Source organism: Marinobacter maritimus (genome assembly GCF_007671675.1).
In the GTDB taxonomy this organism is placed as follows: Bacteria; Pseudomonadota; Gammaproteobacteria; order Pseudomonadales; family Oleiphilaceae; genus Marinobacter; species Marinobacter maritimus.
The window spans coordinates 1,035,161-1,061,142 of record NZ_VCGW01000002.1; the positions used below are offsets into that span (position 1 = coordinate 1,035,161).

Consider the following 25,982-nt stretch of genomic DNA (forward strand, 5'->3'; position numbering starts at 1 on the left):
TTTCAATACGTTACAATCTTAACGAGGACATCGGAGAACAGGTGAACTAGAGTTCACTGAATCGGGCTTTTTCCCGATGTGGGTATGCAATCTTTTGGGTCTCATGGTGGGTTCGATGTATCGACTGCTTGTCATCATGATGAGTGCAGTGCTAATTGCAGGCTGCGGAAATTTAAAGACCAGTGACTTCCTGAGTCGTACCGGTGATGCGTTGAGCAAAATTGGGAAAAGGGATTCTGCGGCTGATTTTGACCAGGAAATCCAACCACTTTTTGACCAACCTTATATTGATCCGTTAACAGAGTATTTGCAGCGTTACGCGGGTGACCATGCCCGCACTGCTCAGCTCGGGCAAGTGAGGGAGGAGCGTGAACGCCGTTGTGCCGCTATTGCCCGGCGTTATAACACGGGAGAGATTACCCAAGCCGGCTTGGCGCGGTATCGTCTTGGCTATGATTTTTCCTGTCCGCAGAACGTGGCAGCCTATGAAGCACGGCTTGAGGCCATGCCGCAGTCGCCAAAATCCACTCGGCAGCCAGTCAGTGAATCGCTGAGCGATGACAGTGAGGTAAGCGATAACGAGCCTCAAAAAGTTGCCGTATCGGGCCAGATGAACGACTGCTACCTGCTCACTCGGATTCGCAACTTCAGTGGCGCCCTGAAGGCCTGTCGTGGCCCCGCCGAAGGTGGCGTTGTTGGCGCGCAGGCAAGCATGGCCCAGATCGAGAATGCTCTGGGTAATCACGAGTCAGCCTATCGCTGGGCACGGCAGGCCGCGCCTGAATCCGGCCAGGCGGCTTATCTGCTAGGCGAAATGTACGCACAGGGGCGTGGTGTCGCGCAGGATAAGAATATGGCTGTGAAGTGGTTCAAAGCTGCTGCAGGGCTCGGCCATGCCGAAGCTGAACGCGCTCTGGCTAATCTGGACTCAGCCCCTGCGGCATCCAATGCACATTAAGCAGCTGTCGTGGTCAGTCTTGTCCGGGTGGGCGCGACCGCATCTGGGCTTCTGGAGAAGCGGCTACGCGATGCATTCCATCATGGGGCTGCTGTTCTTGCTGATCGCGCTGTTTGCTATTGGCATGTTCCTGTTATCTCATTTGAATCTGAGCTACTCGCAACAGGCGATGTACGAGTTGCGCAGGAATCAGATCCGGGATGTGTTCTTCACCGGTCTGATCCGGATTGATGCCCGCCAGATTGCGCTGGAGCGTCAGGTAGCAACGCTCGCGACCATCGGCGAAACCTTTTACCGACTATCGCAGAATCAGCCCGGCTCGTCAGACGCCCAGCGCCGACTACAGGGCCAGCTTGAAAAAACCCTGCAGAACCATCTTGAGAGTGAGGCGGAGGTTTCTGGTGCAGGTCTCTGGTACCAGCCGGGAATTGTGGCGCCTGCCGGTGAACGCTACGCTCCTTATCTGGTTAAGGCCGGAGTTGGCCAGCCCAGAATGCAATCACAATCGACCGACTTCCAACAGGCTCGCTGGTTTGACCTTACTCTGGGCAGTAACAGCGCCTTTGAGCCCGAACCGGGTGTATCTGTCTACTGGTCTCCTGTGTATTTTGACATGGCAACCGGGCGTGCGGTTCTCACTCTTGCTCAGCCAGTGTTTAGCGCCAAGGGGGAGATGATTGGCGTTGCAACCATCGACTGGGCTTCAGATCAGGTTGTTGATCTGGTCAGCCGCATGGAAGTCACGCAAAACAGCTTTTCTTTTCTCAACGACCGCAACAACAGAAACCTGTCCAGTCTCAGCCAAAACGCAGATCCGGTTCAGGAGCAAAAGCTTATTGATGCGATCCTGGCAGCGAATCTTTCCGGAAATGATCCGGTTACGCCATCAGTGGCAGGTGATGGCCAAGCCCCGGAAAAACGTCTGCGCACACGGCAGCTTGAGGTCAGCGGGCGGCTCTATGAGTTGTATTACGCCACGACGCCGGCCGGTATGGTCTATGGTGCCGGCGTTCCAAAGGATGAGATTGACCGGGTGCTGGTACCCATGCGCGACACCAACTACCGGATACTGCTGATCACAGGCTCGATTTTGCTGGCGCTGAGTCTTTACCTGCTTTATCGGATCATACAGCTCATGCGTGAATTGCAGGCCTCCTACACGGACGCCCTGACCGGGCTGCCCAATCGTGTGCGCCTGTTGCGAGATCTGAAAGACCGGCAAGACGCCTGCCTCATCCTTCTGAACCTGGACCGCTTCAAGGAAATAAACAGTCTGTTTGGCAATGAGTGTGGCGATGCCGTGCTTTTGGCCATGCGCAAGCAGGTACGCTCGTTTGTTCGCACCCACTCGCACCCCTTTGGGCGTTCTCCCGAACTGTACCGCCTGTCCAGTGATGAATTCGCGCTCTTGGGCCCCGGTGTTGCGGAGTCCAGGGTGCGTACGTTTGCAAGTGAATTGACCGACTTCCTTTGTTCGCAACGCGTTATCTGGCAGCAGCAGGCGCTGAGCCTGGACACCAGCGCGGGCATTGCGTTTCAGAGAGAGCGTAAAGATGATGCCGCACCGGACCGCCTGCTTAACCAGGCAACCATTGCTGTACTGCAGGCGCGAGACCAGATGCGCCAGTACCTGTTTTATGACCAAAGCCAGGAAGTTGAAAAAGGCTACGAGAAAAATATCTATTGGGCGCGGCGCCTCAAGGCGGCGATCGAGACCAACGCATTGCACCCCCACTTCCAGCCGATTCACGACAACATGCAGGGCACGTTTACCAAGTATGAGTGCCTGGTGAGAATGGAAGACCCCGAGCATGGCGTGATCGCAGCCGGGCAGTTCATCGAAGTGGCCAATAAGCTCCGGCTTAACCGTCAGATCACCCGAATCATGGTGGAAAAGTCGTTTGCCGCGTTTGCAACTCAGCCTTACGAGTTTTCCATCAATTTGTCCTACGTGGATATCACAGATCCGGAAACCCTTGCCCTGATACTGGAACATTTGCGGGGGAGCAATGTTGGTGAGCGGGTGATTTTCGAGATTCTCGAATCCGACGGCATCGGCAATTACGGCGACGTTTTGCAGTTTATCGACAAAGTGAAAGCCTTTGGATGCAGAATAGCCATTGATGATTTTGGCACCGGCTATTCCAATTTTTCCCATCTGCGCAAGTTGAACGTAGACTTTATCAAGATCGACGGTAGCCTGATTCGCTATCTGGCGCAGGATCACACGGCGTTTCTTGTGACCAAGGGAATCGTGCAATTTGCCCGCAGCATGGGTATCAAAACGGTGGCAGAATTTGTACACAGTGAAACGGTGCAGGAACGTGTTGTGGAGCTGGGCATTGATTTCTCGCAGGGTGAGTACTTCGGGATGCCTGCGGCCGAGCTGTTGCATCGAGACGGGCAAACTGGATCAGGAAAAGACAGGTCTGCCTGATGCCTTCAATCCGGTAAGGCACGGGGTTGCTCTTCTGAAGCGTTTAATCCCGTTATTTCAGGAGTTGGGTGGATTACTCGCGCCCCAAAGCCCAACTGCTTTGGGCCAATTGCATGGCCCGGTTGACGTCGTCGGTTGGGACATCGCTTGGCTCCCTCTTTTCGAGCGGGTCGTAGTGAAATACATACAGCCGTGAGGCGAACTCGGCCACCGATAACGAGGCTTCGCCGTAAAGCTCGCCGTGGCCCTGGGTTGAGGTGATGATTCCCTGGCCCCAGTTTTGCCCGCTGTCGTTGTTGGGGTTGAAAAAATAGACGCGCATAACCTCGTCCGGGTCCAACGCAAGCCGTTGTATGGTGATGGCGTGCCAGCCAAGAAAGCGCGTGGCGCTGTCAGTCACCGCAATACCTGCCGGTTGTGGGCTGATGACAGGAATGTTGCCATTATAGAAAGGGTGATAAGCCGCATAGAAATCCCGAATAAACCCTTCGAAGTCTTTCAGGCTACCCGTGAAAACATCCACGGCTATGCGAAATCCGTGGCCGACATGATCGCCGTGGAATTCGGCGTTGACCCATTTGTGCGGATCTTCTCCGCGCCCGATACTGCGCCGGCCCATTTCAAAATAGATGCGATCCAGGTGCGGTACGGTTAGCAGTGATACTGCATCCACATCCACCGGCGGCTCGGCCGCCATTCCGGTGCCAAGTTCCCGCGAAGAAATACTGTTGCCTTCAAAGCGCATCACGATTTCATCGTCGCGCGCCGCCCAGGCAAGGATCCGAAGCAGCTCTGCCGGCATGTTGTAAGCCCACATGGACAGGGCGCGCGTCGACTGGCAGGTGGGGTAGTTGCCTTGTCCTATGCCCAGAGGGCGCCCGAGTACGTTGAGCACGTCGGCGAGCAAAAAGCATTCGGGGGAGCGGCTGCTCCCAAAAACGGCCACAATTTTTTCCGCCGCAGCGTCGCAGAGCGACAGCCGTATTTGGCGCCACAGGGAAGGTGCCACCGAGGGCGAGTAGAGAATACCCCGCTCGAGCATCATGGCCAGGCCATAGGTACATTGGCTGGTCTCGGGAAACACAGCCTCGTCAATCAGCGTTTGAATCAACGCGGGGTAGCAATGAAAGGCGTCGGCACCTGTGTGGCTCAGCCCCAAAGCCGTGGGAATCAGGGCGTTCCAGCGGCCGCGCAGGTAGCGTATGAATACCGGCATGTAGGTCGATACCAGGCCGGTGCTGTGCATGGCCTGGGCAAAGGCGATGGCCTCCTGCAGCAGAGTGGCGTCGTCCATTTCCGTCAGTCGTTCGGCGTAGATACCGAAGCCGGGGTCTTCACGACAACCTTCAGTGGGGCTGAACACGGCGTTGATCAGCTGCAGCGCGTCGTCGCCAACGTCGCCGCCCAGTGCGTCCGGTTTTTCCAGGCAGACTGCAATCTGGGTCACCATATGTTTAACACCCTCTACCTGGACAGGCCGTTGCGCCAGAATCCGCCAGACCTCGGCCACCAGATGTTCCAGAAGGTTTTCGTAGCCCAGATGCCGGAGCAGATAGTGATACAGGTTCTGCACCGCGTAGCCGAGCTGATCGGGCCGCAACCGGTCGGCTTCCTGGAGGTCACCAACCACCAGATCGAGATTCATCGCCAGTACCTGGGCGAGAAAGTGATGGGCGTGCTCGGCTGAGATAGAAGCGTGGATGTAGTCGCCTTTGGCCACCGCCAATAGGCGAATCTGGCTCAGGCTTTCAACCATGGTTGCGGCCGGATCGCCGTGGCGTACTGTGCGTGCGGCCAGGGAAGGCACCAGTGTCTGAGGATAGTCCCAGTCACTCCCACCAAAGAACCTCGCCGACTCAATGGCCGGCACGCGTTCGTAAAGCGCCTCCAGACCTTCGGGGCTGAACATCAGGGGCCGTGCAGCATCAATCACCTCGAATACCGGCGAGACGCCGTGGATGGCGTTGAGTTCATCAAGGCTGTTGATAGCCGCATCAAGTGATTTGACGAACTCGGCGGGCGCGCCGTTTTTCCGGTTTTCGGGTTCTTGGTTGGCGTTGGTCATATCACCCATCCTTGAGCTAACCTCAGGATATGTCAACCTGACCTTTCAAAGCGCATGGGGGGCTGCAGGTTGGTGTACCTTTTGCTGCTTCCCGGAGCGGCCAGCTTTACTCTAGTCCGTCCAAGGAAGATCGGGGTGTCCTGGGAGGCTAATCGCTTCGATCATTTCATCGGGGTATGTGCCCCGATGGTATCTTGCAAAGGTGCCGTCCAGTTTCATCTTGTCGAGGGTTTCTTGCCAGAGGGCAACGGTAGCGTCTGGTGTATCCAGAGACATGGCAATGTACAGGTACCTTGTCGATGTAGCATAGGCAAGTACCACATCGCTCTCTGAGTAATCCGTTGCGGCTATCAAGGGCAGGCGACCAATGTCGCTGGTAATCCAGGCATCAACGCGACCGTGCATTAACATCTCCAGACATTGCGCCGGCCGGGTGGGTTGTTCCAGATTGGTAAAACCCAGTTCCTTCAGTGCCTGCCCGCCTCCGCCTCCCCGGTAGACACAGATGCCATCCAGCTTGCGCGCATCTTCCATTGTTCCTATCGCAATAACATCCCGGCTGCGGACGAAAAAGCCGCCGGTAACGCGTTTGATCGGGCCGACCCATTTGAACAGGTCTTCCCGGATTTCTGAACGGGCAGTTTCAAACAGTGCTACCTTCGGCCCCTGTAGGGCCATCCTGTAGCCCCGTGCCCAGGGAAGCATAGTGATGTCAGCGGGCTCGCCAACACGCTTCATCAATTCACGTACAAATTCAGCGGTAGGACCGGTGACACGGCCGTTTGCATCGAGGTACTCACCTGGAGGGGAGTGCTCGGTCACAACGCTCATTGGTTGCGCCCATACCAAAGAGCATGAAAGTGTAGTGGTTAGGAGTATTCCCGACAAAGCTATTCTAACCACACCACAATCCCCAGCTATTCATAAATCCTGTTTCCCGGAAATCACCCAGTTACCAATCATGGGCCGCGCTCAAGGTCCAGCGCCAGCAACTCCTGTAGCATGCTGTAACTCAACCCCCATATGCAATAGTCCTGATATCGGCAACAGGAGAGCATTAAGGTGCCGATAGGTGTGCGCCAGGGAAGTTTGCTCTGGTTCTCTTTTGCCGCAAGGTAGTCGAGGGAAATCCACACCATCTGCGCGACTTCGTGATTCGGCGATACCGCCTGCGGTCCACGCCACTCGTAAACATAAGGTGTGATGACCATAGGTAGCCAACGGCTGTGTTGGCGGGTAACCAGGTCAGACAGTCTGGTCTGAAAGTGGCCATGGCTAATCAGGTCTACTCCGGTTTCTTCGCGGGTTTCCCGTTCAGCCGCCGCCCGGGGCGAAGCATCCTCTGGTTGCATGCGGCCTCCGGGAAAAGCCATGTCTCCGGACCAGGGGTCACCTTCCCGGCGGGCCCGCTGGATAAACAGCAATTCCACGCCGCAGTCTTCAGACTGTCTGTAAATTAAAGCCACAGAGGCTCGGGCAAGGCGGCGCCGGAAAGGTAGCTCACGGGGGCGCATGTTAAGCTGCCAGCGTTTGGGTGTCACAGAGCGTCGTCCTTTGTTGTTCACGATTGAACCTGCGCAGCTTTTCCGTTAAACCTAACACCTTTCTCAATATGAAATCAGTTATCTTAACCCCCTGAACAGGAGCCTAATAATGGCGGAATTATCATTAAAAGAACAACTGAGTAGCGCTGTAAAAGACGCGATGCGCAAGAAGGACAAACTGCGGCTTGTCACTCTGCGTATGGCTCAGGCAGCGGTCAAACAGATCGAGATTGATGAGCGCCGCGACTTGAGTGACGAGGACGTGCTGAAGGTGCTGGACAAAATGCTCAAGCAACGTCGCGATTCCGCCCGTCAATATGATGATGCCGGGCGGGAGGAACTGGGCGACAAAGAGCGGGCGGAAATGGTGATTATTGAGGAATTCATGCCCGCAGCTCTTACCGAGGATGATCTGGACCGTCTGATCCGTGAGGCAATCAGCTCAACCGACGCGCAGGGCATGCAGGACATGGGGCGTGTGATGAACGAGCTGCGCCCAAAGGTACTTGGTCGAGTCGAAATGGGTCACTTGGGCAAGAAGGTGCGGGCCGCGCTGGCTTAGGTGAATACGGTTGGCATTTTATTGGGATACGTTATGGCAAAGCCTACCGAAGCCCGGCAGCGGGCGATACTTGAGCGGCTGGATAAGTTCAGCCGCTTTACCGATAGCAGTATCGGTATTCCCTTCACTCGGTTCCAGGTCGGGGCTGAGGCCATTATCGGCTTGGTACCGGTGGTAGGCGACGCCGCGGGCCTGGTGTTGTCGGGCTATGTGTTGGTCGAAGCTCAGCGGGCTGGGGCCAGCAAGGATGTGAAGCTGCTTATCCTGCGCAATATGGGTATCGATTTTGTCGGTGGCCTGGTGCCCGTGGTGGGAGATGCCTTTGATGCCATTTACAAAGCCAATACCCGCAATACCCGATTGCTGAGGCGCTATCTGGAAGAGCAACTTGCCGTGGAGCCGCCTCCGCCACCCTTTCCCTGGAAGACCTTGATCGGGCTGTCCATCCTGTTTGGAGTTATTACGGCTGGTCTGATGCTGTTTTTTTGACAAATTAGCCAAGAAATAACTCAGTGGCGCGGGTTATTGTCACCAGAGGTGTCTTCGCCGGGTGAATGATCATCGGATGCGTTGTCATCCGGTGTGAGGTAGTAATCCTTTTTCTCGAATGTCTTCATATCAGGATCTTCGATGTTGTTCCTGCGACGGCCCTGATAAAGCCAAAAAGCCAGAGCAGCACCAATAATGATAACTACGATCCACTTCATGTCTGTTCCTCCGCCCAGTGATATACCTTACATTCAGGCATGCCGCAGGGCGATCCGTCAATGTTGATCGTGTCATCGTGCTCCAGCAGCTTCAGGCTGCGCCGGAACGATAGGTTGCGAGCCGCATTTCTCTCTTGAAAGCCGGGATGCAGGCGAGACCCTCAGGGCAGAGTGGCGAGCAGATCATTAATCGCCCGGGCAAAGGGCACCGGCGAATCTTCCTGGAGGAAGTGGCCGCCTTTGAGCGTGACATGGGGCTGATCCTTCGCACCCGGAATCCGTTTTTGCATGTACGCGGCACCGCCACGGGTAATGGGGTCGCCGTTGCTGAAGGTGGTGAGGAAGGGTTTTTCCCAGCGCTCAAGGACGGCCCAGGCTTTGCGGTTGGCTTCGCTCGCCGGGTCGTCTGAGCGCACTGGTACGAGGCGAGGAAATGCACGGGCGCCAGCCTTGTGTTTTTTGCTCGGGAAGGGGGCGTCGTATGCCCGCAGTTCGTCCGGACCCAGTTTGCGGAATGAGCCTACGTTGATGATTCGGCCAATGGGGAACCAGGGGCTGTGTAGCGCAAAGTTTTTCCAGATATTGAACGCAGGTGGTGTTTTCTGATCTCCGGTGGGCAGCATGCCGTTGCCGACCACAATGGCGCGGAAGCGCTCCGGGTTTTCGGCGGCGAGCCGCAAGCCCAGCAGTGATCCCCAATCCTGGCATACCAGAGTGATGTTGTTCAGATCGAGCTTATCGATGAACTGTTGCATCCATTCCATGTGCGTTTGGTAGCTGTAATCCTCAATGGAGGTTGGCTTGTCGGACTTGCCAAAACCGATAAGGTCCGGCGCAATAACCCGATGGCCAGCCGCCGCGCATACGGGAATCATGTGGCGATAGAGATAAGACCAGGAAGGCTCCCCGTGCAGCATGAGAATCGGGCTGGCATTCGCGGGCCCTTCATCCACGTAATGCATTCGCAGGTTGTCGAGATCAACGTAGTTCGGCTCGAAAGGATAGTCGAGCAGCTGTTTAAAGCGTGTGTCCGGTGTTCTGACGAAATCCATAGCCGTTGCCTTGTTATTCGATGTTCTTCCCGCGAGTGTAACAATCCCGAATGAAAAATGATCTATTCTGAAGTTGTACAGCCCAGGGAAAGTGGTAATTCGTGGTCGGGCATCGCTTCCACCAATGATCGCCTGGGAGGTTCAGAATGAGTGACAGATTGTTTGGTGAGGATGTGCTCTTTTTTCAGCGACTGCTGAAGTCGGAAGGCTTTTATCGGGGCGCGCTGGACGGGTTATGGGGCCACCTCTCTGAGGCGGCCTCTACGGCTTTCGATACCGAATATGAAAAGCTCAAGGGCGAGCTTGGCACGTTTGACCGGCGCACAGAACAGAAGATTTCCTCTCTGTCTATTCGGGCTCAGCAAGAGGCTCGTAAGTTTATGGCGCGGGCACTAAGCCGGGGCGTGAACGTAAAAATTATTTCCGGAACCCGCACTTACCACGAGCAGAATCAGCTCTTTCGCCAGGGGCGCTACGGCAATCCCGGCCCGGTCGTTACGCGAGCGCGGGGAGGGCACAGCAATCATAACTTTGGCATCGCGTGGGACATTGGTATTTTCAGGGAAGGCGGTTCCTACTCAACGAGTCAGAGTGATTATGACGCGGTTGCGGAATACGCGGCCGGACCGCTGGTGTGGGGTGGCAGTTGGCGCTCGTTCAAGGATTCGCCGCACTATCAACTGGCGACGGCCTACACCCAGATTGCCTGGGTGCGGACGCGCTTTGAGCAGGGTGAGGCCTACGTAGCGTGAAATTTTTCAGCATGCTACTGCAGCGTACTGGAGTTCAGCCGGCCGGCGCCCACAGGCCTTGTAATTGGCCAAGCAGTGAAGACCCAACCCCCTGTTCTCCCAGGAAGCCCATAATAATCGGTACAAACTGTTGGATCATCGCGCTGTCCATGCCCAGCGCCGAGAACGCTGACTGCACACCACTCATGGACGAAATATTGGAGAACAGGCTTTCTCCCAGACCGCTGTTTCCTCCCAAGAGACCGGACAAGCCCGACGCGTTGTTGGTCAGAGCGCCCATGGCGCTGGAGCCAAGCTCATTTTTCGCCAGCTGTAATAATGCACCAGTGCCACCAACCGCCTGAGTTTCGGTGATGCCAAGCTGATCCTGGAGCGTGCCGACAAGTTGTTGGGCTTCTCCATTGACTTCTGTTGCTGAAGAGAGGGCTTGTGCCCCGCCGGATAAGGCATCGTTGAGGCTGAAAGCGCCAGCGGTCGGTGCCAGTAGGTAGATACTCGAAACAAAAAGGAACTGTTTAATAATGGCGTTCATTGTCACGTCCTGCGGGGTGTGGTGGAAATCACATTAATATATTGGGGGCTTGGGGCAGAATAAAAGTGTGGGAAATCGAGACAGATCGATATTTCATCGCTTTCAGCCTGCTCACAGCACCAATGAGGTTGCCAGAAACAACATCAAACCCACGCCGCTGCTTCGCCCAGGTGCGAGGCTATGGCCAGAGCCTGCTCGGTCAGCTCCATACTCTGCGTCATGTCGCGCTCCGGTATCATTGTTGGAGTTTTGACTATAGCAGGGGGAGCAGAGCAGAGAGTTAATATCAGTTGGTTACGTTTTCACTTTGCCCCGACAACCCTTTTTTACTCAAGCAAAATCGTATTCTCCGCCTTTTTCAAGGGCATTCTGGTATGCAGGCCTGGCGTGCACTTGTTTTACCCACTCTGTGATATGAGGCCGGGCTTTGCCGACGATGCCACGGGCCACTGACGCTTCCAGCGGAAAGCTCATCTGAATATCCGCTGCGCTGAGTTTGTCCCCCAGAAACCAGGTGTTTTTCGCGAGGTGGGATTCGACAAAATCCAGGTGTGTTTTGATCATTGGGCCGATAAAAATTTCATTGGTTTTGTCTGCAATGCCTTTTGCTACGGGCTTGATAAAAAACGGCATCGGGCTGGTTTTTACCTTTTCGAATACCAGGCGCATAACCAGCGGCGGCATCAATGAGCCTTCGGCGTAATGCAGCCAGTAGGTGTAATCAAGCCACACTTGCCCTCCGCCCTCTGGCAGCATGGTGTCTTTGCCATAGGTGTGGGCAAGGTATTCAATAATAGCGCCGGACTCCGCCACTACCAGATCACCGTCAGTGATCACTGGTGATTTGCCCAGCGGGTGTATTTTCTTGAGGCTTGCCGGCGCCAGCATGGTTTTCGGGTCACGCTCGTAACGCTGGATCTCGTACGGGACTCCAAGCTCTTCCAGCATCCAGAGAATACGTTGTGAGCGGGAATTATTCAGGTGGTGGACTGTGATCATGCAGAGACTCCGTTCGTTTCAAAAGAGTGGGCAGGTTAAGAGAGTAGTCTGCAAATGAGGTTTTGGTTCACCATCTCGGTGTTTGTTGACGCTGCTGTTTTGGCTCGGTCATTAAAAGGTGGGGCTCCCTCCTTGAGCTGCTTGCCAGTTTTGATATCCGTTGCGCAAATGGAAAGGATGAACTCTGCCGGGGAGCCGAAGGCGTAACGATTCAGTTGTGGGCATCGGTCATCAGCGAATTCATTCAAGGTGCTGCTCGCAGTCGTCATAGGTTTATCGTTAGAGTGTTGTTTCTTTTCGCATGAAGCTCAATCAGGTTGTGGGCATGCGCCGCCTTAGGGTGCCCGCTTGCAGAATCGTTCAGAAAGCTGACAGGATCTATTATGAACAAGATACATATCGATATTGTTTCCGACATTGCCTGCCCCTGGTGCGCCATTGGCTATGCACGGCTGGAGCTGGCCATGGAACAGCTGGCGCCAGAGTATGAGTTCAGCATTGAATGGCATGCGTTTGAACTGAACCCGGATCACAGCGGTGAGGGTGAGGCTATTTTGCCCGCTTTGGCTCGAAAGTATGGGAAGAGCGAGGAAGAGGCGCGTGCAACCCAGAATCAGATGATGATCATCGCGAAGGGGCTAGGCCTTAACTTCGAGAAGCTGCAGGAGCGATTAACCTGTAATACCTTCGATGCTCACCGGTTGGTCAAATGGGCCGGCGAGCAAGGCCAGCAGACAGGCATGAAACAAGCGCTGTTTGCCGCCTATTTCGGCAGGGCAGAGAAGGTCTCCGACCACGAGGTTTTGCTCAAATACGTTGAGTCGCTGGGATTGGACGCAGCTAAAGCCAAAGATGTGCTGGAGTCTGACCAGTACGCGGCTGAGGTGCGAGAAGACGAAGCCAGATATCAGCAGGCGGGTGTTACTGGGGTGCCGGCATATATCATTAATGGCAAGTATCTCATCTCCGGAGCTCAGGAACCTGAAACCCTGGTTCAGGCGCTTCGAGAGATTGGCGACGAATCGAACCAGAAAACGCAGTAATGTCAAAATAACACAGGAAGGTGCCCCCTATGACGGATTCCAATCAGGTTGCTGGCCTCTCATCGGACCAGCTTCTCAATATTGAAAACCACATTGACCGTCGCTACATCCAGCCTGGGAAATTGCCGGGCGCACTGACACTGGTGGCTCGGCGAGGGGAGATTACCTATGTAAGCGCCCAGGGGCTGATGGATGTGGAACGCAATAAGCCGGTTCGCCGGGATACGGTTTTTCGCATTTACTCGATGACCAAGCCGATCACCTCTATCGCCATGATGCAGCTTTATGAGCAAGGGCGTTTTTTGCTGGATGATCCTGTGCACAAGTACATTCCATCGTGGAAAAACAAGCGGGTGTATAAAAGCGGCGTCTATCCGGATTTCATGACCACGCCTGCGACCAGTGCCATGACCATTCGTGACCTGTTCACTCACATGTCTGGCCTGACCTATGGGTTTATGAACCGCACCAACGTTGATGCTGCTTATCGGGAATTGGGACTTGATGGCAGCCGGAATCTGACGTTGGAGACGCTGGTCAATCAGCTGGCGGAATTGCCGCTTGAGTTCTCACCGGGCACGGCCTGGAACTATTCCGTCAGCACGGATGTGTTGGGGTATCTTGTGCAGTTACTGGCGGATCAGCCTTTCGATGAGTATCTGCGCGAGCACATTTTCGACCCCTTGGACATGCGCGACACCGGGTTCTACGTCCGTGATGATCAGCTTGATCGCTTCGCTGCCTGTTATCAGTACGCGCCTGGTGATCAGTTCGAACTTCAGGACGATCCGGAGACTTCACCTTTCCGGCGCCAGGGAAGATTTTTGTCTGGAGGCGGCGGATTGGTTTCCACCATCGACGACTATTTCCATTTTGCCCAGGCACTATGTCAGGGGGGAGAGTTTAAGGGGCGGCGGATCATTGGTCGCAAAACCCTGGAATTCATGCGCAGCAACCACCTGCCTGGTAATCAGGATTTGCCGGGCCTCTCCGTGGGTGCGTTCAGCGAGACACCCTATGCCGGAAGTGGTTTCGGACTCGGCTTTTCCGTGAAGACAGACGTTGCCAAATCCCAGACCAACGGATCTGTTGGCGAATACGGCTGGGGCGGTCTGGCGAGCACCAACTTTTTTATTGATCCGGTTGAAGAGTTGGTGGTGATTTTCATGACGCAATTGATCCCCTCGTCGTCTTATCCGATCCGTCAGGAGTTGCGGGCCATCGTTAATGGAGCGTTGGTGTGACCTAAGGGGTACTCAAGTACCATTGCATCATGCAGCCCGTTGATTAAAGCTTGAAAGATACTCATCCAGAGGGTCGCGCTATGTCCAGACCCTTGCGTATCCAATCAGCAACAGAGGCCAGCTCATGAAGCGCGCAACGGTATCTCGTCCATTCGGACTGGACCAACTCACAGTAACCGAAGGCAAAGAGCCTGGCGAACCAGGCCCTGGCGAACTCCGGGTGCGGATCCACGCCAACTCACTGAACTATCACGACTATGCGGTGGTTGTCGGAGCCCTGCCAACCGAGAACAACCGCATCCCGATGGCGGATGGAGCGGGCGTGGTTGAGGCGGTCGGCGAAGGTGTGAGCGAGTTTTCTGTGGGTGATCATGTGGTCTCAACCTTCTTCCCCCACTGGCTCGACGGGCCAGCACCGATTGATAATTTCAGCACCACGCCAGGCGATGGGGTCGACGGCTATGCCCGGGAACAGGTGGTCGGTCCGGCTCAGGGTTTTACCCATGCCCCGAAGGGCTATAGCCATGCAGAAGCTGCGACGCTTACGACCGCCGGGCTTACCGCGTGGCGGGCACTGGTGGTAAACGGTAATCTGAAAGCTGGTGATACAGTTCTTACCCTGGGCACCGGCGGCGTTTCCATTTTCGCCGTGCAGTTTGCAAAGATGATGGGCGCCCGAGTGATTGCTACTTCATCATCCGATGCAAAACTCGAACGCCTGAAGGCTTTGGGTGCCGATGACACCATCAATTACAAAACCACACCTGCCTGGGGCCGGCGTGTGCTCGAGTTGACCGGTGGTCAGGGAGCCGATCACGTTATCGAGGTGGGTGGCCCAGGCACCTTGCCGGAATCCATTGAGGCCGTACGTATTGGTGGCCATATCTCGCTGATTGGTATTCTTACTGGTGTTGCGGGTGATGTTCCCACTCTTAAACTATTGGCCAAACAGGCGCGCCTGGAAGGCCTGATTGTCGGCAGCAGGGCGCAGCAGCAGGAAATGATTCGTGCCATTGAAGCCAACAAGATGCACCCGGTGATTGACCGCTCGTTCACTCTGGATGAAATTGCCGATGCGTTCCGCTATGAAGAATCTGGTGCGCACTTTGGCAAGATCTGTCTGGAGTTCTAGGAGGCCATTTCAGCGCCTCCTGTCAGTCCCGTTACCAGCATTAATATGGCATCGGCGTTATCGAGCTTCTCGTGACGGGTCTGCACATTCAGATTGGCGATGACAAAGCTACGGCAGGGAAAAGCCCTTGCCCACAACGAACTATAGCTCGTAACTCATGGCCCCCTTCGGTTCCTGGATGAAGTACCCCTGGAAGTTGCGAATACCTTGCTCCCAGAACCAGGACAGCGCTTTGGCATCCTCTACGCCGGTTACTACAATTTTCCGGCTGGAGCTGAGGGCGGCCTTGAGTTGACCCAAGAGGTCCTTCAGCGCTGGAGTTTGTTGGGCGCTGGCGCCGAGTGTTGGCGCCAGCTTCACGAGATCTACCGAATCCAGTTCCTTTATCAGGTCTACCGAGGCTGTGTCCGTGGCAACGTGTTCGATGACTAGTCCACAGCCCATGGCTTGAACCAGTTTGGCTATCTTTTTGGCCCGCGGCACATCTTTTAATACGGTCGGGCTCGACAACGCCAGGTAGATGCGGCGATTGCCCTTAATGCGATTTTCGCGTATCGCGCTACTGAGCACCGTCAGCAGATGTTCCACATCAACCATGGGGGACGACAGTTTTACGCATACCGAATAGCTGGCGGAGGCTTTGCCTTCCAGATGTGTGAGGCCTTCTACAGCGTGCTGAATCACCCAGCGATCCAGCGCGTAGAATGGGTCCCGATTGCCTCCAGGTAACCACGGCAGGAATTGCCCGGGCAAATACACCGCGTTGTTTTCGTCTACCAGTCGCACCAGTGCTTCAAAAAGGGTGTCGCCCGTTTCCATGTTGACGATGGGTTGGTAGTGAAGCTTGAACGCCTGCGCCGCTATCAGTTCTTTGATACGATCATCCAATCTGGACTCGGGTGGCCGTTCCGGCGCCTGTTGCCAGATCAGTTTATTGCTGCCGGACTGCAGGGCCTTGTTGCAGGCTTTTTTTACCTCGATCAGTGCCTTGTCTTCGTCCAGGGCATGATTCAGGGTCAGCGCGCCGAGACTCAGGGTAACTGCGTCAGCGGTATTCTCGATGGCCCAGGCTGGGTTATTCAAGGTGTGATGAAAACGTTCAAGGAAGACTCTGCCATCATCGGCAGCAGGCGCAGCCACCCGAAACAGGAAGCTGCCGTTCCCAAGCGCACAACCCGAATCCCCAACAGCGAGTTGATGCGCGAAATGTTTTTCCATCCGTGCGCTCAGGTTCGCCATGGCGCGGGCGCCATGCTGGGCCAGTAGATACTCCTGCCGGTCTATATTTGCCTGCACCAGGTAGTGCGCCTGATCTTCCCGGCCGCTTTCGATTCCGGCCAGCAGGTCCACAAGTTCCGTCAGGAAGTAGTCGTGGTTGTGCAGACTGCGGGATTCCTTGCGTTGGCTGACCAGGTTGATGCGTGCCGCAATAAGTTTGGCGTTTATCAGGTGACGGTGCAGTGAGTTCAGGAACCGTTCATTATTCAGCGGCTTCCGGAAGAAATCGTTGCCCGCAATGCTATGCTGTTCGAGCAGCTCCCGTGCTTCTGTTGAGGCCGATACGAAAAGAATCGGGATAGCCATGTAGTTGGCGTCCTGCCTGAGTACTTTTGCCAGCTCTATGCCTTGGCAACCAGGCATGTCGTGATCCAGTACAATGGCATCCGGCTGGAATTGTTCGATGCGTTCCAGGACCCGCACAGGTTGGCTCAGACCTTCTACCTCATAGCCTTCCTCGGATAGCATGGTTTCGTAGTAGCCGAGAAGGTCGGTATCGTCGTCCACCCAGAGCACCCTTGGCCGTGTTAAGGGGGTGTTCTCCAGCAATTGGTGGATGCGCTTTTTGAGTACTCCCATGTCGACAGGTTTGGTCAGGTAGATATCTGCACCGGCCCGGAGTGCCCGCATGCGGGCGACCATGTCGCTCCTGGCAGACATTATAATCACCGGGGTATTGCTGCCCGCCTGGTATTTCATGCGCTCCAGCCAGCCGATACCTTCCAGAGCGCCTTGGGGAAAGCTGATGTCCAGTAGAATCAGATGATGAAACTGACCGTCGGTTCGCCGGGTGTAGGTGTCCGGGTCCTCAAATGTTTCGGCGCAATAACCTTGTTGTTCCAGCCAGTTCTTCAGGTAAGCGGCCTGATTTTCATCGTCTTCAATAACGGCGATGTGGTAGGTTTGACGACTCCCTACATCGGCTTTCGAGGCAAATGCGGTCATCTCCGTGTTGGGTGCGGCGCGAGAGGCCTCTTCAGTGGCTCGTTCGAGCGCTTTCAGTGAGTTTTCTATGTGCTGACGCTCCGTGGAGGTGGCATCGGATTTCGCCAGTAACGCCTGTAGCTGTTCTTCAAGTATCCGTGCTGTATTGCTGATCTCGGGAAATTGAAAGGTGGCACCACTGCCGGTCAGCTTGTGGGCGCTTTGATACATGAATTCCAGCGCCTTCGAATTCCAGCTGACGTGCAGGAGTCGGTTCCAGGAATCTCTGAGTTCTCCCACGCGATCGGGAAGGCCGGCAATGTACCTGCTTCTGAGTTCCTGGAGCTTCTGCCCAGGGTTGGCTTCAGCCATTACTACACCTCTTGAATATCGCGAGTTGCTCCTTGAGTTGTCTAGGCAATAATTAAATGGCCGCATTTGCCCGACAGGAGATTATAAAGCGTATCTCAAATTTCCCCTTTTAGTTACCCCGAGCCAATAATCCGGCTCGCTTCCTGAACATACTGCGTTCTATTCCGGAGAAAACTGGGCTTACCTTTTCTGACGCAGAAATATCCGTGTCCAGAAAAGCGTCGAAACGTCAGCAAGGTCGTTGGAGAAGCTCAAGTTATTCTTCACGATGCCGATATCTTTTTGCCCCAAGGGCGATTTCAGTATTTGTCCGGATCGGAACGTTGGGTTATATGTCGTGTTCTTGACGCTTACTCACTAATAACAATGGAGACTCTTCCGTGAAGCTCAATCTTTCCTGGCGTCAGAAGTTCCTTATGCTCACTATCGGAACATTCATTGGGCTGACAATTGTTGCCGGCGCCGTTTTCTGGGGGCTGGAAACTGTTTCATCTTCCTACCAGTCTATCTATGAGGTATCCCGTTACGAAAACAGGGCCGGGAATCTTGCCACCAAATGGAACGCTGTAGAAAACCACCTTATCAACCTCTCCGAAGATAATCAGAGCGAACTTCTGGCAAAGCTGGAGAGCCTGGCGTCAGATGCTGAAACGCTGCAACGCCAAGCCAACCTGCTGGGCGACCCCGACAGTATCCGCTTCGCCGAGTCCATTAAGGCGGATACCGAACGCTATGTGGCAATGCGTCGGGAATGGCTCCAGCAGATGAATGCACTCGGCCTGTCAGAAGCCGTGGGAGTTCGCCAGGAACTCGCTAAAGCTATGGTAGAACTCCGGGAACTGTCATTGAGCTTGGTTGATGACGCTATCCGTGAAATCGACAGCAGCAACTATGCTTACATTAACAGTCGCGATGTTGCGCTGGCGGAACGCGCAAGCCAAGCCATTACGGTGCTGGAAGACGTTGTCATACAATTCGATTGGCAGGAAAATGTGGTTGGCGAAACTACGAGGCGGTACCGTGATGTATTCAGCCAAACTGATGCAATTCTGAGGCAAATCGCAGCCGCTTCAGGCAGCGCAGCGCAAGCCGGCAAAAGCCTGCAGCAGAATGTCATCGCGCAAAGTGAAGCCCTGCAGTCTGGCCTCATTGCCCGTACCATCCAGAGCGCTGAAGACGCCGAATCGTCGGCCAAGGTGGTCAGTGTTGGTTCCATTTTGTTGTTTGCACCCTTGCTGGCTTTGGTTTTGTTCCTCATCTCACGGGCTCTGGTTAGCCAGCTCAACCGGGTGGGTGAGTTACTGTCGCGGGTGTCGGAAGGTGACCTTACCAAGAAGCTGGCACTCGGCGATAACCCTAACGATGAATTCAACATTCTGGGCAGTGCCACCAATCAGATGATCGATAACATAGGCATGCTTATGCGGGAGTCTATTGCCGGTACAAACGATTTGATCGAGGTTCATGGCGAGCTTGAAAAAACCATGGTTCGACTGGCGCAGAACAGCGAAATGGTTGAGTCCCAGACGATTCTGGCAGCCACAGCCAGTCAGCAAATATCCGTCACCTTGAACGATGTTGCCGAACGCACCTCGCAGGTGGGGGTGTCTACGCAATCTGCCAACGACTCGGCCCAATCCGGCGCTCGCGTGGTTGAAGACAGCGTGACTTCCATGCGCCTGTTGTCGGGCCTTATTCAGGATACCCATGGCCATGTCAAACTGCTCAATCAGGCCAGCTCCAAAGTTAGCGGGATTATCGGCGTCATTAACAGCTTGGCCGATCAAACCAACCTGCTGGCGCTGAATGCCGCTATTGAAGCCGCTCGGGCTGGTGAAGCCGGACGCGGATTTTCAGTGGTGGCCGACGAGGTACGCACCCTGGCGCAAAAAACCGTTGCCGCCACCACCAATATTGTATCTATTATCGACGAGCTCAACTTGCAAACTGCCAGCATGGACACCTTGGTGAATAACGGGCTTGAGATTGCCAAAGAAGGTGAACACCACGCGTCGCAGATTGCGGACGCCATGGGTGGGGTGACCCAATCCATCAATACACTAAACTCAGAAATGGATCAGGTCGTGGTCGCCGTTGAGGAAATTTCCGTCACCACGGAAGACATCGCGAAAAAAATGGAAGAGATTCGCGGGCAAAGTGCCGAAACACAGGCCATTGGTGCAGAGCTTGGCATGCAGAACCAGCGCTTGTCTGAGCAGGCCAGCGTGATTACAGAAAGCACACGGCGCTTCAATGTCTGACTGGCACTGGCGCCAATTAAATACCCAACGGTAGCCCGATTTCAATCACCCTGCGAGAAGGAATCCGGTAAAGCGATGTTCAATGCAATAGGGCAGATCCGATGGGATGTTGAATCCCTGCATGAAGCCGTAGTTGAGTTTGAGCTCATACAGGCCTTGACCGAATGCCTTGACTTGCATGCGCTGGGGTCGATTGTGTTCAGGGCGCCCGAGCAGGGTTCCAATGGTAATGGCATCGGCTTCGTAGGACTGTAGCAGAAGCTCGGTACCACGGCGCCAGGTCGCAATTACGGTGAAGATAATGGCCCCCATGGCCACGGGAAACCAGCCACCACGTGGGATGGTTTCCGCATGGTGTTGAGAAGCGCCAGATCCACTGTCAGAAATATCAGCAGAAAAACACTCGCCTTGGCCAAAATAGTTCAGCAACAGGGCCGGCAACGCGAAGATGCAACCCTCGCCATGGTTATTGGCACGGAGAATAAAAAAACGTGTATTTCAGCGAGATGACGATGATAAGCGCCCAGTAGATCGAGGGCAGGATGCCAAGAATGTTAGCCTCGGTGATGGGCACGGGACTGATCCCGCGAAAACACTCACGCAAGGCGCAGATCGGGCTGGTGCCTATATCGCGTAAACGATGCCCAGTACTGCCAGGCCGACCACAGAGCGACCAGGTTTCGATGCCGCTTCAGATTCAGACATGTCCCGTCCTTCTTCTCGAATTCAGGTACTCTCTATAGAATAGTTTAGTCGTTGGGGCATGGCTTTCAGTTTTTTGGATCGCCCCGTTCGACTAACTCTCTTGATGTGCTTTTCGTCCATCTATGGGATGTGGGGAACAAGATGGCTATTTTGGAAGGAAAAGCCGCAATATGAAGCCTTGCAGTTCAACGGTAACAGCGCTTTCCCCGTACCAAGCCTATCAGCAGGCACTGACTTCCAGCTTTAAAGATGACCCCGCCCAACATCAGGGGGTCCTGTGCTTGCAGCGTTGCTATAAACAATTGCAGGCAGGCCAGCCTGACACGCAAGGCGTGTATCTTTGGGGACCGGTGGGGCGTGGAAAAACCTGGCTGATGGACCGTTTCCATCAGGCTTTAACCGTGCCTGCACGAAGGCAGCACTTTCACCACTTCATGCGCTGGGTACACCAGCGCCTGTTTCAGTTGACCGGGCAGGAAGATCCGCTTTGCGTACTCGCGCAGGAGTTGGCGGCTGAGGCGCGGGTTCTTTGCCTGGACGAGCTGTATGTCAGCGATATCGGCGATGCGGTGTTGTTGAGTGGTTTGTTTCAGCAACTGATTGCGCAAGGCCTGGTATTGGTGGCCACATCTAATCAGCCACCCGACGATCTTTACGAGGGTGGTTTCAACCGTGAACGCCTGTTGCCAGCCATCGCGGCACTCAAACAACACATGCAGGTAGTCTGTGTGGATGGCGGTCAGGATCACCGCCTGCATCCGGGAGAACGGAAACAACGCTATTGGGTTAACCAGCGCCGGGCTCTGAAAGCAGCGTTTAACGAATTGCTCAATGAGGGCGAGCAGATTCTTAGTGAACCCGTGTTGCTTGGGCATCGGGAAATTACAGTAGTGCGGCGCAGCTCACACGTTTTGTGGTGTCGCTATGACGATCTGTGCGAGCAGAAACTGGCAGCGCCGGATTTTATCGAGCTTTGTGACCGATTCTCGCACGTGTTTTTAAGCGAGGTGCCTCAGCTCACGGGCGGCAGGCAACAAGCGGCTATTGCTCGCGGTACCGAAGATGGCGTAGCACAGGTTGAAGCGGGAGATCGGCAGCTGCCCGCGTTAACCCATCAGGACGACGGTGTACGCCGGTTTATTGCTTTGGTGGACGAGTGTTACGACCGGGGCATTCCGATGTATCTGGAGGCTTCGGTTCCGCTGGATGAGCTTTACAGCACGGGCGCACTGGCCTTTCCATTCCGCCGCACTCAGAGTCGCTTGCGGGAAATGCAGTTACAGCGCTTTGGTCAGTGAGCGAAACGATGCAGTACCTTGTCAAAAATCTGTAACGCACTACATTTAAGGTCATGAATTCCCCGAGATTGCTTCTCGTCGCTCACAAGGACAGGCCATAACATGAGATCTTTCCGTCAATCCAAGTACCTGACAATGGTTACTGCTGCAACTGCGGTGTTTTCGGTTTCGGCTCAGGCTGAAACGCTTCGGCTGCTCACGTGGGGCGGTTATGCGCCACAGGATGTGGTCGAGCAGTTTGAGAAAGAAACGGGCATTGAAGTTGAAATTACCCTCTCCAATAACGAAGACATGATCTCGAAGTTGCGCGCCACGCGGGGCGCCGGCTTCGATCTGGCCCAGCCAAGCCAGGATCGAATCGTGAGTGCCCAAGCCGATTTTGACATTTACAAGCCGATGGATTTGAGCAAAATCGATGCGGACAAGATTATCCCGTCCATGATGGCCGCGACCAGGAAGAACACGGAATTTGAGGGCGAGGTGTACGGCGTTCCTCACGTTTGGGGCACCAGCGGGCTGATTGTTAATCGCGAGGCGGCTGGCACGGTAAAGGATTATACCGACCTTTGTGATGATTCGCTGAGTGGGTCCGTTTCGTATCGCCTTAAACGGCCCACGCTGATTGGTTTTGCCTTTGCCCTTGGTGAAGACCCATTCGCAGCCTATGGCGACACAGAAAAATACCAGGCCATCCTGGATAAGGTGGAAGAAAAATTGATTGCCTGCAAAAGCAATGTGAAGGCCTACTGGTCTGGCGGCGATGCATTGCTGAACCTCATGCGTTCTGGTGAAGTATCTGCGGCGATGGCGTGGGATGCCGGCGGATGGAAGCTTAATGCGGAAAACCCGGATATCACTTTTGTAGCGCCAACGTCCGGCGCTCTGGGTTGGATCGACACCTTTGTTCTGCCTCGTAAAACCAAGGCGGAAGAGGCCGCTTACCAGTGGATTAACTTCGTGATGCAGCCAGAAATTGCTGCCCGCATCACTGAGTCTGCGGGTAACTTTACGGCCGCGAAAGGCAGTGATGAATTCGTCAATGACACCCTGAAGGCGCAGTTCAAGGCGAGCTTCCCACAAGCTGATCTCGATAACATCAATTGGTATCCGCCCGTTCCAGCAGGCCTGGAAGAGATGGAAGGCAAGGTACTTGATCGGGTAAAAGCCTCTAACTGAGCAGGGCGGTTTTTCCACAACGGGTTGCTATCTATGTCGGATCAAGCATTCGCTTTGGATGCCGGAGCGGGGGTGCAGGAAGATCTTGCCTGCACCCTGCTGAGCAAACATTTTGGTGAGTTTGCTGCTGTTGATGAGGTGTCGTTCAGCATCCCCCGCGGCGCGTTTTTTTCCATTCTTGGCCCCTCTGGTTGCGGTAAAACAACACTGTTGCGAATGCTGGCCGGGTTCCAGCAACCGGATTCCGGCGATATTCTCATCAAGGGCAGCTCCGTACTGCATACGCCGCCGAACAAGCGCCCGGTTAACATGGTGTTTCAGCATCTGGCGCTGTTCCCCACCATGTCCGTTGCCCAGAACATTGCCTACGGGCTGAAGCGCAAAGGTGTTCCCAAGCGCGAGCACGCTACCCTGATTGATGATGTGCTGGCCAAGGTTCAGCTGCCGGGCTATGGCGATAAGCGTATTGATCAACTCTCCGGCGGACAGAAACAGCGCGTCGCAATAGCCCGCTGTCTGGTGCTGAACCCGGCCGTGCTGCTGCTGGATGAGCCTTTGGGCGCGCTGGATCTGAAGCTGCGGGAACAAATGAAAATCGAGCTCAAACGACTGCAGCGGGAGTTCAAAACCACGTTTGTGTACATCACTCATGATCAGTCCGAGGCACTGGTGATGTCTGATCATGTAGCGGTGATGAACAAAGGCCGGTTTGAACAGGTAGGTACGCCGCAAGAGCTTTACTACCAGCCAAAAACGGCCTTTGTGGCGAGCTTTGTTGGCGATAGCAATCAATACGCGGGCACAGTGAAGGAGCAATCAGGCCAACTCATTACCATCGTGACCGAGCATGGCGTGCGGCTATTGAGCCACGGCGGGCAGCCAATGCCGTTGGGTTCGCCCGTTACTCTGTTCATTCGGCCGGAGGTGATGCAAATCAGCACATCCAGACCGGAGGCTGAGCAAGATAACTGCCTGCAGGTTACCATTCTGCGCATGTTGTTTGATGGCGCTCGCAGCCAGCTTCAGGTAGAAACGTCCGAAGGTGCCGTACTCACGGTTGCACTCCCACAAACCGCTGACTATCAGGCCCTTGAGCCCGGCCGTTCGGTGTATGTGAGCTGGCAGGCCAGCCAGTGCCTTTGTTTCCCTGTCGCAACGGAGACCCAGCCAGAGGCTGTGCAATGAGCGCCGAGCCCAGCAACGCCAACCGCACGCAATACCGACTTGGTTTTTGGTTGCTGCTGGCGCCTATTGTACTCTGGCTAGGTTTGCTGATTATCCTGCCGCATATCGATATGGTGCTGGTGTCTCTGCGGGAGCGTATTGCATCACGGCAATACGAATTCAGCTTCAGCAACTACACCGCATTTTTTACCGAGCCGCTGTACTGGAATACTTTTGTTCGAACTGCGGTCATGTCCATTCTTGCCACTGTGCTCACGTTGATTATTGCCTTTCCGGTATCGTTTTATATTGCGAAGGTGCTTACCGGCAGGCCCAAAATAGCTCTGTTTATCTTGTGCCTGATTCCGTTCTGGGTAAGCGAACTGGTACGAACCTACGGCTGGATGATCCTACTTCGTGAAACCGGGCTGATCAGTGGCGCGCTCCAGTGGCTGGGGCTCGTCGATCAGCCTGTTGAAATGCTGTATAACGATGTCGCCATTATGGTGGGGCTGATATACACCTCCATGCTGTTCATGGTGGTACCCCTCGTCACCACACTCGACAGCCTTGATAACAGCCTGATAGAAGCGGGTTATGACCTTGGCGGAAGCAGCTGGCACGTGATGAGGAGCATTGTGATTCCCCATGCCATGCCCGGCATCATGAGCGGCTGTATTGTGGTGTTTATGCTGACGCTCGGAAATTACCTGACTCCGACGCTTCTGGGGGGCAAGGACAGCTTGTGGTTTACCGAGCAAATCTACACCCAGTTCATTACCCGTTTTAACTGGGAGCAGGGTGCCGCCTTCGGTATTTTGCTGCTGATACTGTCGTCGCTTATTGTCTGGCTGGGTCTGAAAATCACCAGGCAGTCGTTTACACGGGTGATGTCATGATTCCCTCTATTTCCAGTAGCCGTTTTTATCGGGTGTCTTACCTGTGTTACGTGGTACTGTTTTTTATCTTTCTGATCACGCCATTGCTGGTTGTGGCGGCATTCTCGTTCAATGATTCATTGTTCCCGTCGTTGCCGTGGAATGGCTTTACCTTGGATTGGTATCTGGGTGAGAATGCGCCCAAGCTGGGTTTGTTCCATGATGACGCGCTGCTTGAGAGCATTGGCGTTAGTGTTCAGGTGGCGATTGTGACCACGCTGGCGAGCTTGGCGCTGGCGACCTGCAATGCATTTTTGTTCGAACGAGAGCAGTTCCCGGCCAAGAACTTTCTCTATGTGCTCATGCTGATGCCGCTGGTAGTGCCAGGGGTGATACTTGGTGTCTCTATTCTGGTGTTCAGCAGTACCGTGGCTAACTGGTTTGAGGTGCAGTTTGACTATGATTTCGAAGCTCTGCGGCCGGGCTTGGTGTTAGTCACTCTCGGCCAGTTTGCCTTCATCACCACCATTGCTACCCTGGTGATTTCCGCACGCCTGCGCAAATTCGACATTACCCAGGAGGAGGCTGCTATGAACCTTGGCGCCAGCCGGTTGACGGCCATCGCAACCGTGACTCTTCCATTTCTGAAGCCGGCTCTGTTTGGGGCAGGTGTGGTGGCATTTTTGATGTCGTTTGAAAACTTTAACACCACCCTGATGCTGGTAGGTTCCGACGCTCCGCTTACCATAGCCATGTTTGATCGGCTGCGGGAAGGTTCAACGCCGGTATTGAATGCGGTTTCGGTGCTGCTGATGGTGGGGTCTGCGTGCCTGGCGCTGGTTTCTTTGTTTACGCAGCGCCCGGTTAAGCAGTGATGCATACTTGCTGTTATCAGTTTG

24 protein-coding genes are annotated in these 25,982 nt (G+C 54.7%); 14 read left to right on the top strand and 10 right to left on the bottom strand.

Annotation, left to right across the window (positions count from 1 at the left end; all coding sequences use genetic code 11):
* The first annotated feature begins 115 nt into the window (after positions 1-115).
* Both FFI90_RS11990 and FFI90_RS11995 read left to right on the top strand, forming a co-directional pair.
* Positions 116-958, top strand: a complete 843-nt coding sequence (locus FFI90_RS11990) for a tetratricopeptide repeat protein (protein ID WP_186317970.1) — start codon at positions 116-118, stop codon at positions 956-958.
* On the top strand, positions 894-3,395 hold the full coding sequence (locus FFI90_RS11995; protein WP_246123513.1) for a bifunctional diguanylate cyclase/phosphodiesterase: 2,502 nt from the start codon (positions 894-896) through the stop codon (positions 3,393-3,395). Before FFI90_RS11990 ends, FFI90_RS11995 begins: the two co-directional genes overlap by 65 nt.
* Before the next feature lie 73 nt (positions 3,396-3,468).
* Here FFI90_RS11995 and FFI90_RS12000 read toward each other — a convergent pair whose 3' ends face one another.
* The 3 genes from FFI90_RS12000 to FFI90_RS12010 all read right to left on the bottom strand — a co-directional run bounded on the left by FFI90_RS12000 (position 3,469) and on the right by FFI90_RS12010 (position 7,001).
* The gene (locus FFI90_RS12000; protein WP_144778224.1) at positions 3,469-5,460 is read right to left on the bottom strand and encodes a hypothetical protein; all 1,992 of its coding nucleotides are present in this window, start codon (positions 5,458-5,460) and stop codon (positions 3,469-3,471) included.
* A gap of 111 nt (positions 5,461-5,571) precedes the next feature.
* Positions 5,572-6,291 (bottom strand): substrate-binding periplasmic protein, encoded by a 720-nt coding sequence (locus FFI90_RS12005; RefSeq protein ID WP_144778225.1) that lies wholly within the window; start codon positions 6,289-6,291, stop codon positions 5,572-5,574.
* A 128-nt stretch (positions 6,292-6,419) separates the two neighbouring features.
* A complete protein-coding gene (locus FFI90_RS12010; protein WP_246123514.1) occupies positions 6,420-7,001 on the bottom strand; it encodes an NUDIX hydrolase in 582 nt (193 codons plus the stop codon).
* 112 nt (positions 7,002-7,113) lie between these two features.
* Between FFI90_RS12010 and FFI90_RS12015 the strand changes: the two genes are divergently transcribed.
* Positions 7,114-7,566 carry a GatB/YqeY domain-containing protein gene (locus tag FFI90_RS12015; protein WP_144778226.1) on the top strand — a complete coding sequence of 151 codons (453 nt, stop codon included), beginning with the start codon at positions 7,114-7,116 and terminating at the stop codon, positions 7,564-7,566.
* A 33-nt stretch (positions 7,567-7,599) separates the two neighbouring features.
* Positions 7,600-8,055: a DUF4112 domain-containing protein gene (locus FFI90_RS12020; RefSeq protein WP_144778227.1), complete on the top strand. Its 456-nt coding sequence runs from the start codon at positions 7,600-7,602 to the stop codon at positions 8,053-8,055.
* Positions 8,056-8,075: 20 nt separating this feature from the next.
* Here FFI90_RS12020 and FFI90_RS12025 read toward each other — a convergent pair whose 3' ends face one another.
* Both FFI90_RS12025 and FFI90_RS12030 read right to left on the bottom strand, forming a co-directional pair.
* On the bottom strand, positions 8,076-8,273 hold the full coding sequence (locus FFI90_RS12025; RefSeq protein WP_144778228.1) for a hypothetical protein: 198 nt from the start codon (positions 8,271-8,273) through the stop codon (positions 8,076-8,078).
* A gap of 161 nt (positions 8,274-8,434) precedes the next feature.
* Entirely contained in the window at positions 8,435-9,325 is an 891-nt protein-coding gene (locus tag FFI90_RS12030; RefSeq protein ID WP_144778229.1) for a haloalkane dehalogenase, read from the bottom strand.
* A 146-nt stretch (positions 9,326-9,471) separates the two neighbouring features.
* Here FFI90_RS12030 and FFI90_RS12035 point away from each other — a divergent pair, with 146 nt between their 5' ends.
* The gene (locus FFI90_RS12035) at positions 9,472-10,077 is read left to right on the top strand and encodes a M15 family metallopeptidase (RefSeq protein WP_144778230.1); all 606 of its coding nucleotides are present in this window, start codon (positions 9,472-9,474) and stop codon (positions 10,075-10,077) included.
* A 34-nt stretch (positions 10,078-10,111) separates the two neighbouring features.
* On the opposite strand, the gene FFI90_RS12040 is transcribed toward FFI90_RS12035, so the two are convergent.
* Positions 10,112-10,609, bottom strand: coding sequence for a DUF2780 domain-containing protein (locus tag FFI90_RS12040; RefSeq protein ID WP_144778231.1), 498 nt, complete (start codon positions 10,607-10,609; stop codon positions 10,112-10,114).
* Positions 10,610-10,939: 330 nt separating this feature from the next.
* Positions 10,940-11,608 carry a glutathione S-transferase gene (locus tag FFI90_RS12045; protein ID WP_144778232.1) on the bottom strand — a complete coding sequence of 223 codons (669 nt, stop codon included), beginning with the start codon at positions 11,606-11,608 and terminating at the stop codon, positions 10,940-10,942.
* Positions 11,609-11,991: 383 nt separating this feature from the next.
* Between FFI90_RS12045 and FFI90_RS12050 the strand changes: the two genes are divergently transcribed.
* The 3 genes from FFI90_RS12050 to FFI90_RS12060 all read left to right on the top strand — a co-directional run bounded on the left by FFI90_RS12050 (position 11,992) and on the right by FFI90_RS12060 (position 15,027).
* Entirely contained in the window at positions 11,992-12,651 is a 660-nt protein-coding gene (locus FFI90_RS12050) for a DsbA family oxidoreductase (protein ID WP_144778233.1), read from the top strand.
* Positions 12,652-12,680: 29 nt separating this feature from the next.
* Positions 12,681-13,895 (top strand): serine hydrolase domain-containing protein, encoded by a 1,215-nt coding sequence (locus tag FFI90_RS12055; RefSeq protein WP_144778234.1) that lies wholly within the window; start codon positions 12,681-12,683, stop codon positions 13,893-13,895.
* A gap of 124 nt (positions 13,896-14,019) precedes the next feature.
* Positions 14,020-15,027, top strand: a complete 1,008-nt coding sequence (locus tag FFI90_RS12060; RefSeq protein WP_144778235.1) for a zinc-dependent alcohol dehydrogenase family protein — start codon at positions 14,020-14,022, stop codon at positions 15,025-15,027.
* Between the two features lie 141 nt (positions 15,028-15,168).
* Here FFI90_RS12060 and FFI90_RS12065 read toward each other — a convergent pair whose 3' ends face one another.
* Positions 15,169-17,601, bottom strand: coding sequence for a response regulator (locus FFI90_RS12065; RefSeq protein ID WP_186317971.1), 2,433 nt, complete (start codon positions 17,599-17,601; stop codon positions 15,169-15,171).
* A 380-nt stretch (positions 17,602-17,981) separates the two neighbouring features.
* Between FFI90_RS12065 and FFI90_RS12070 the strand changes: the two genes are divergently transcribed.
* Positions 17,982-19,862, top strand: coding sequence for a methyl-accepting chemotaxis protein (locus tag FFI90_RS12070; protein WP_246123516.1), 1,881 nt, complete (start codon positions 17,982-17,984; stop codon positions 19,860-19,862).
* A 45-nt stretch (positions 19,863-19,907) separates the two neighbouring features.
* On the opposite strand, the gene FFI90_RS20200 is transcribed toward FFI90_RS12070, so the two are convergent.
* Together FFI90_RS20200 and FFI90_RS20515 are read right to left on the bottom strand one after the other, a co-directional pair.
* Complete coding sequence (locus tag FFI90_RS20200) at positions 19,908-20,303, bottom strand: KUP/HAK/KT family potassium transporter (protein ID WP_222120513.1); 396 nt, start codon at positions 20,301-20,303, stop codon at positions 19,908-19,910.
* Between the two features lie 25 nt (positions 20,304-20,328).
* On the bottom strand, positions 20,329-20,436 hold the full coding sequence (locus FFI90_RS20515; RefSeq protein WP_425463095.1) for a hypothetical protein: 108 nt from the start codon (positions 20,434-20,436) through the stop codon (positions 20,329-20,331).
* Between the two features lie 301 nt (positions 20,437-20,737).
* Between FFI90_RS20515 and zapE the strand changes: the two genes are divergently transcribed.
* The 5 genes from zapE (at position 20,738) to FFI90_RS12100 (ending at position 25,958) form a co-directional block, all read left to right on the top strand.
* Positions 20,738-21,865, top strand: coding sequence for a cell division protein ZapE (gene zapE, locus FFI90_RS12080; RefSeq protein ID WP_144778237.1), 1,128 nt, complete (start codon positions 20,738-20,740; stop codon positions 21,863-21,865).
* Between the two features lie 102 nt (positions 21,866-21,967).
* A complete protein-coding gene (locus tag FFI90_RS12085) occupies positions 21,968-23,041 on the top strand; it encodes an extracellular solute-binding protein (RefSeq protein ID WP_144778238.1) in 1,074 nt (357 codons plus the stop codon).
* A gap of 33 nt (positions 23,042-23,074) precedes the next feature.
* Positions 23,075-24,226, top strand: coding sequence for an ABC transporter ATP-binding protein (locus FFI90_RS12090; RefSeq protein WP_144778239.1), 1,152 nt, complete (start codon positions 23,075-23,077; stop codon positions 24,224-24,226).
* Complete coding sequence (locus tag FFI90_RS12095) at positions 24,223-25,104, top strand: ABC transporter permease (RefSeq protein WP_144778240.1); 882 nt, start codon at positions 24,223-24,225, stop codon at positions 25,102-25,104. Before FFI90_RS12090 ends, FFI90_RS12095 begins: the two co-directional genes overlap by 4 nt.
* A complete protein-coding gene (locus FFI90_RS12100) occupies positions 25,101-25,958 on the top strand; it encodes an ABC transporter permease (RefSeq protein WP_144778241.1) in 858 nt (285 codons plus the stop codon). Before FFI90_RS12095 ends, FFI90_RS12100 begins: the two co-directional genes overlap by 4 nt.
* The last annotated feature ends 24 nt before the right edge of the window (positions 25,959-25,982 follow it).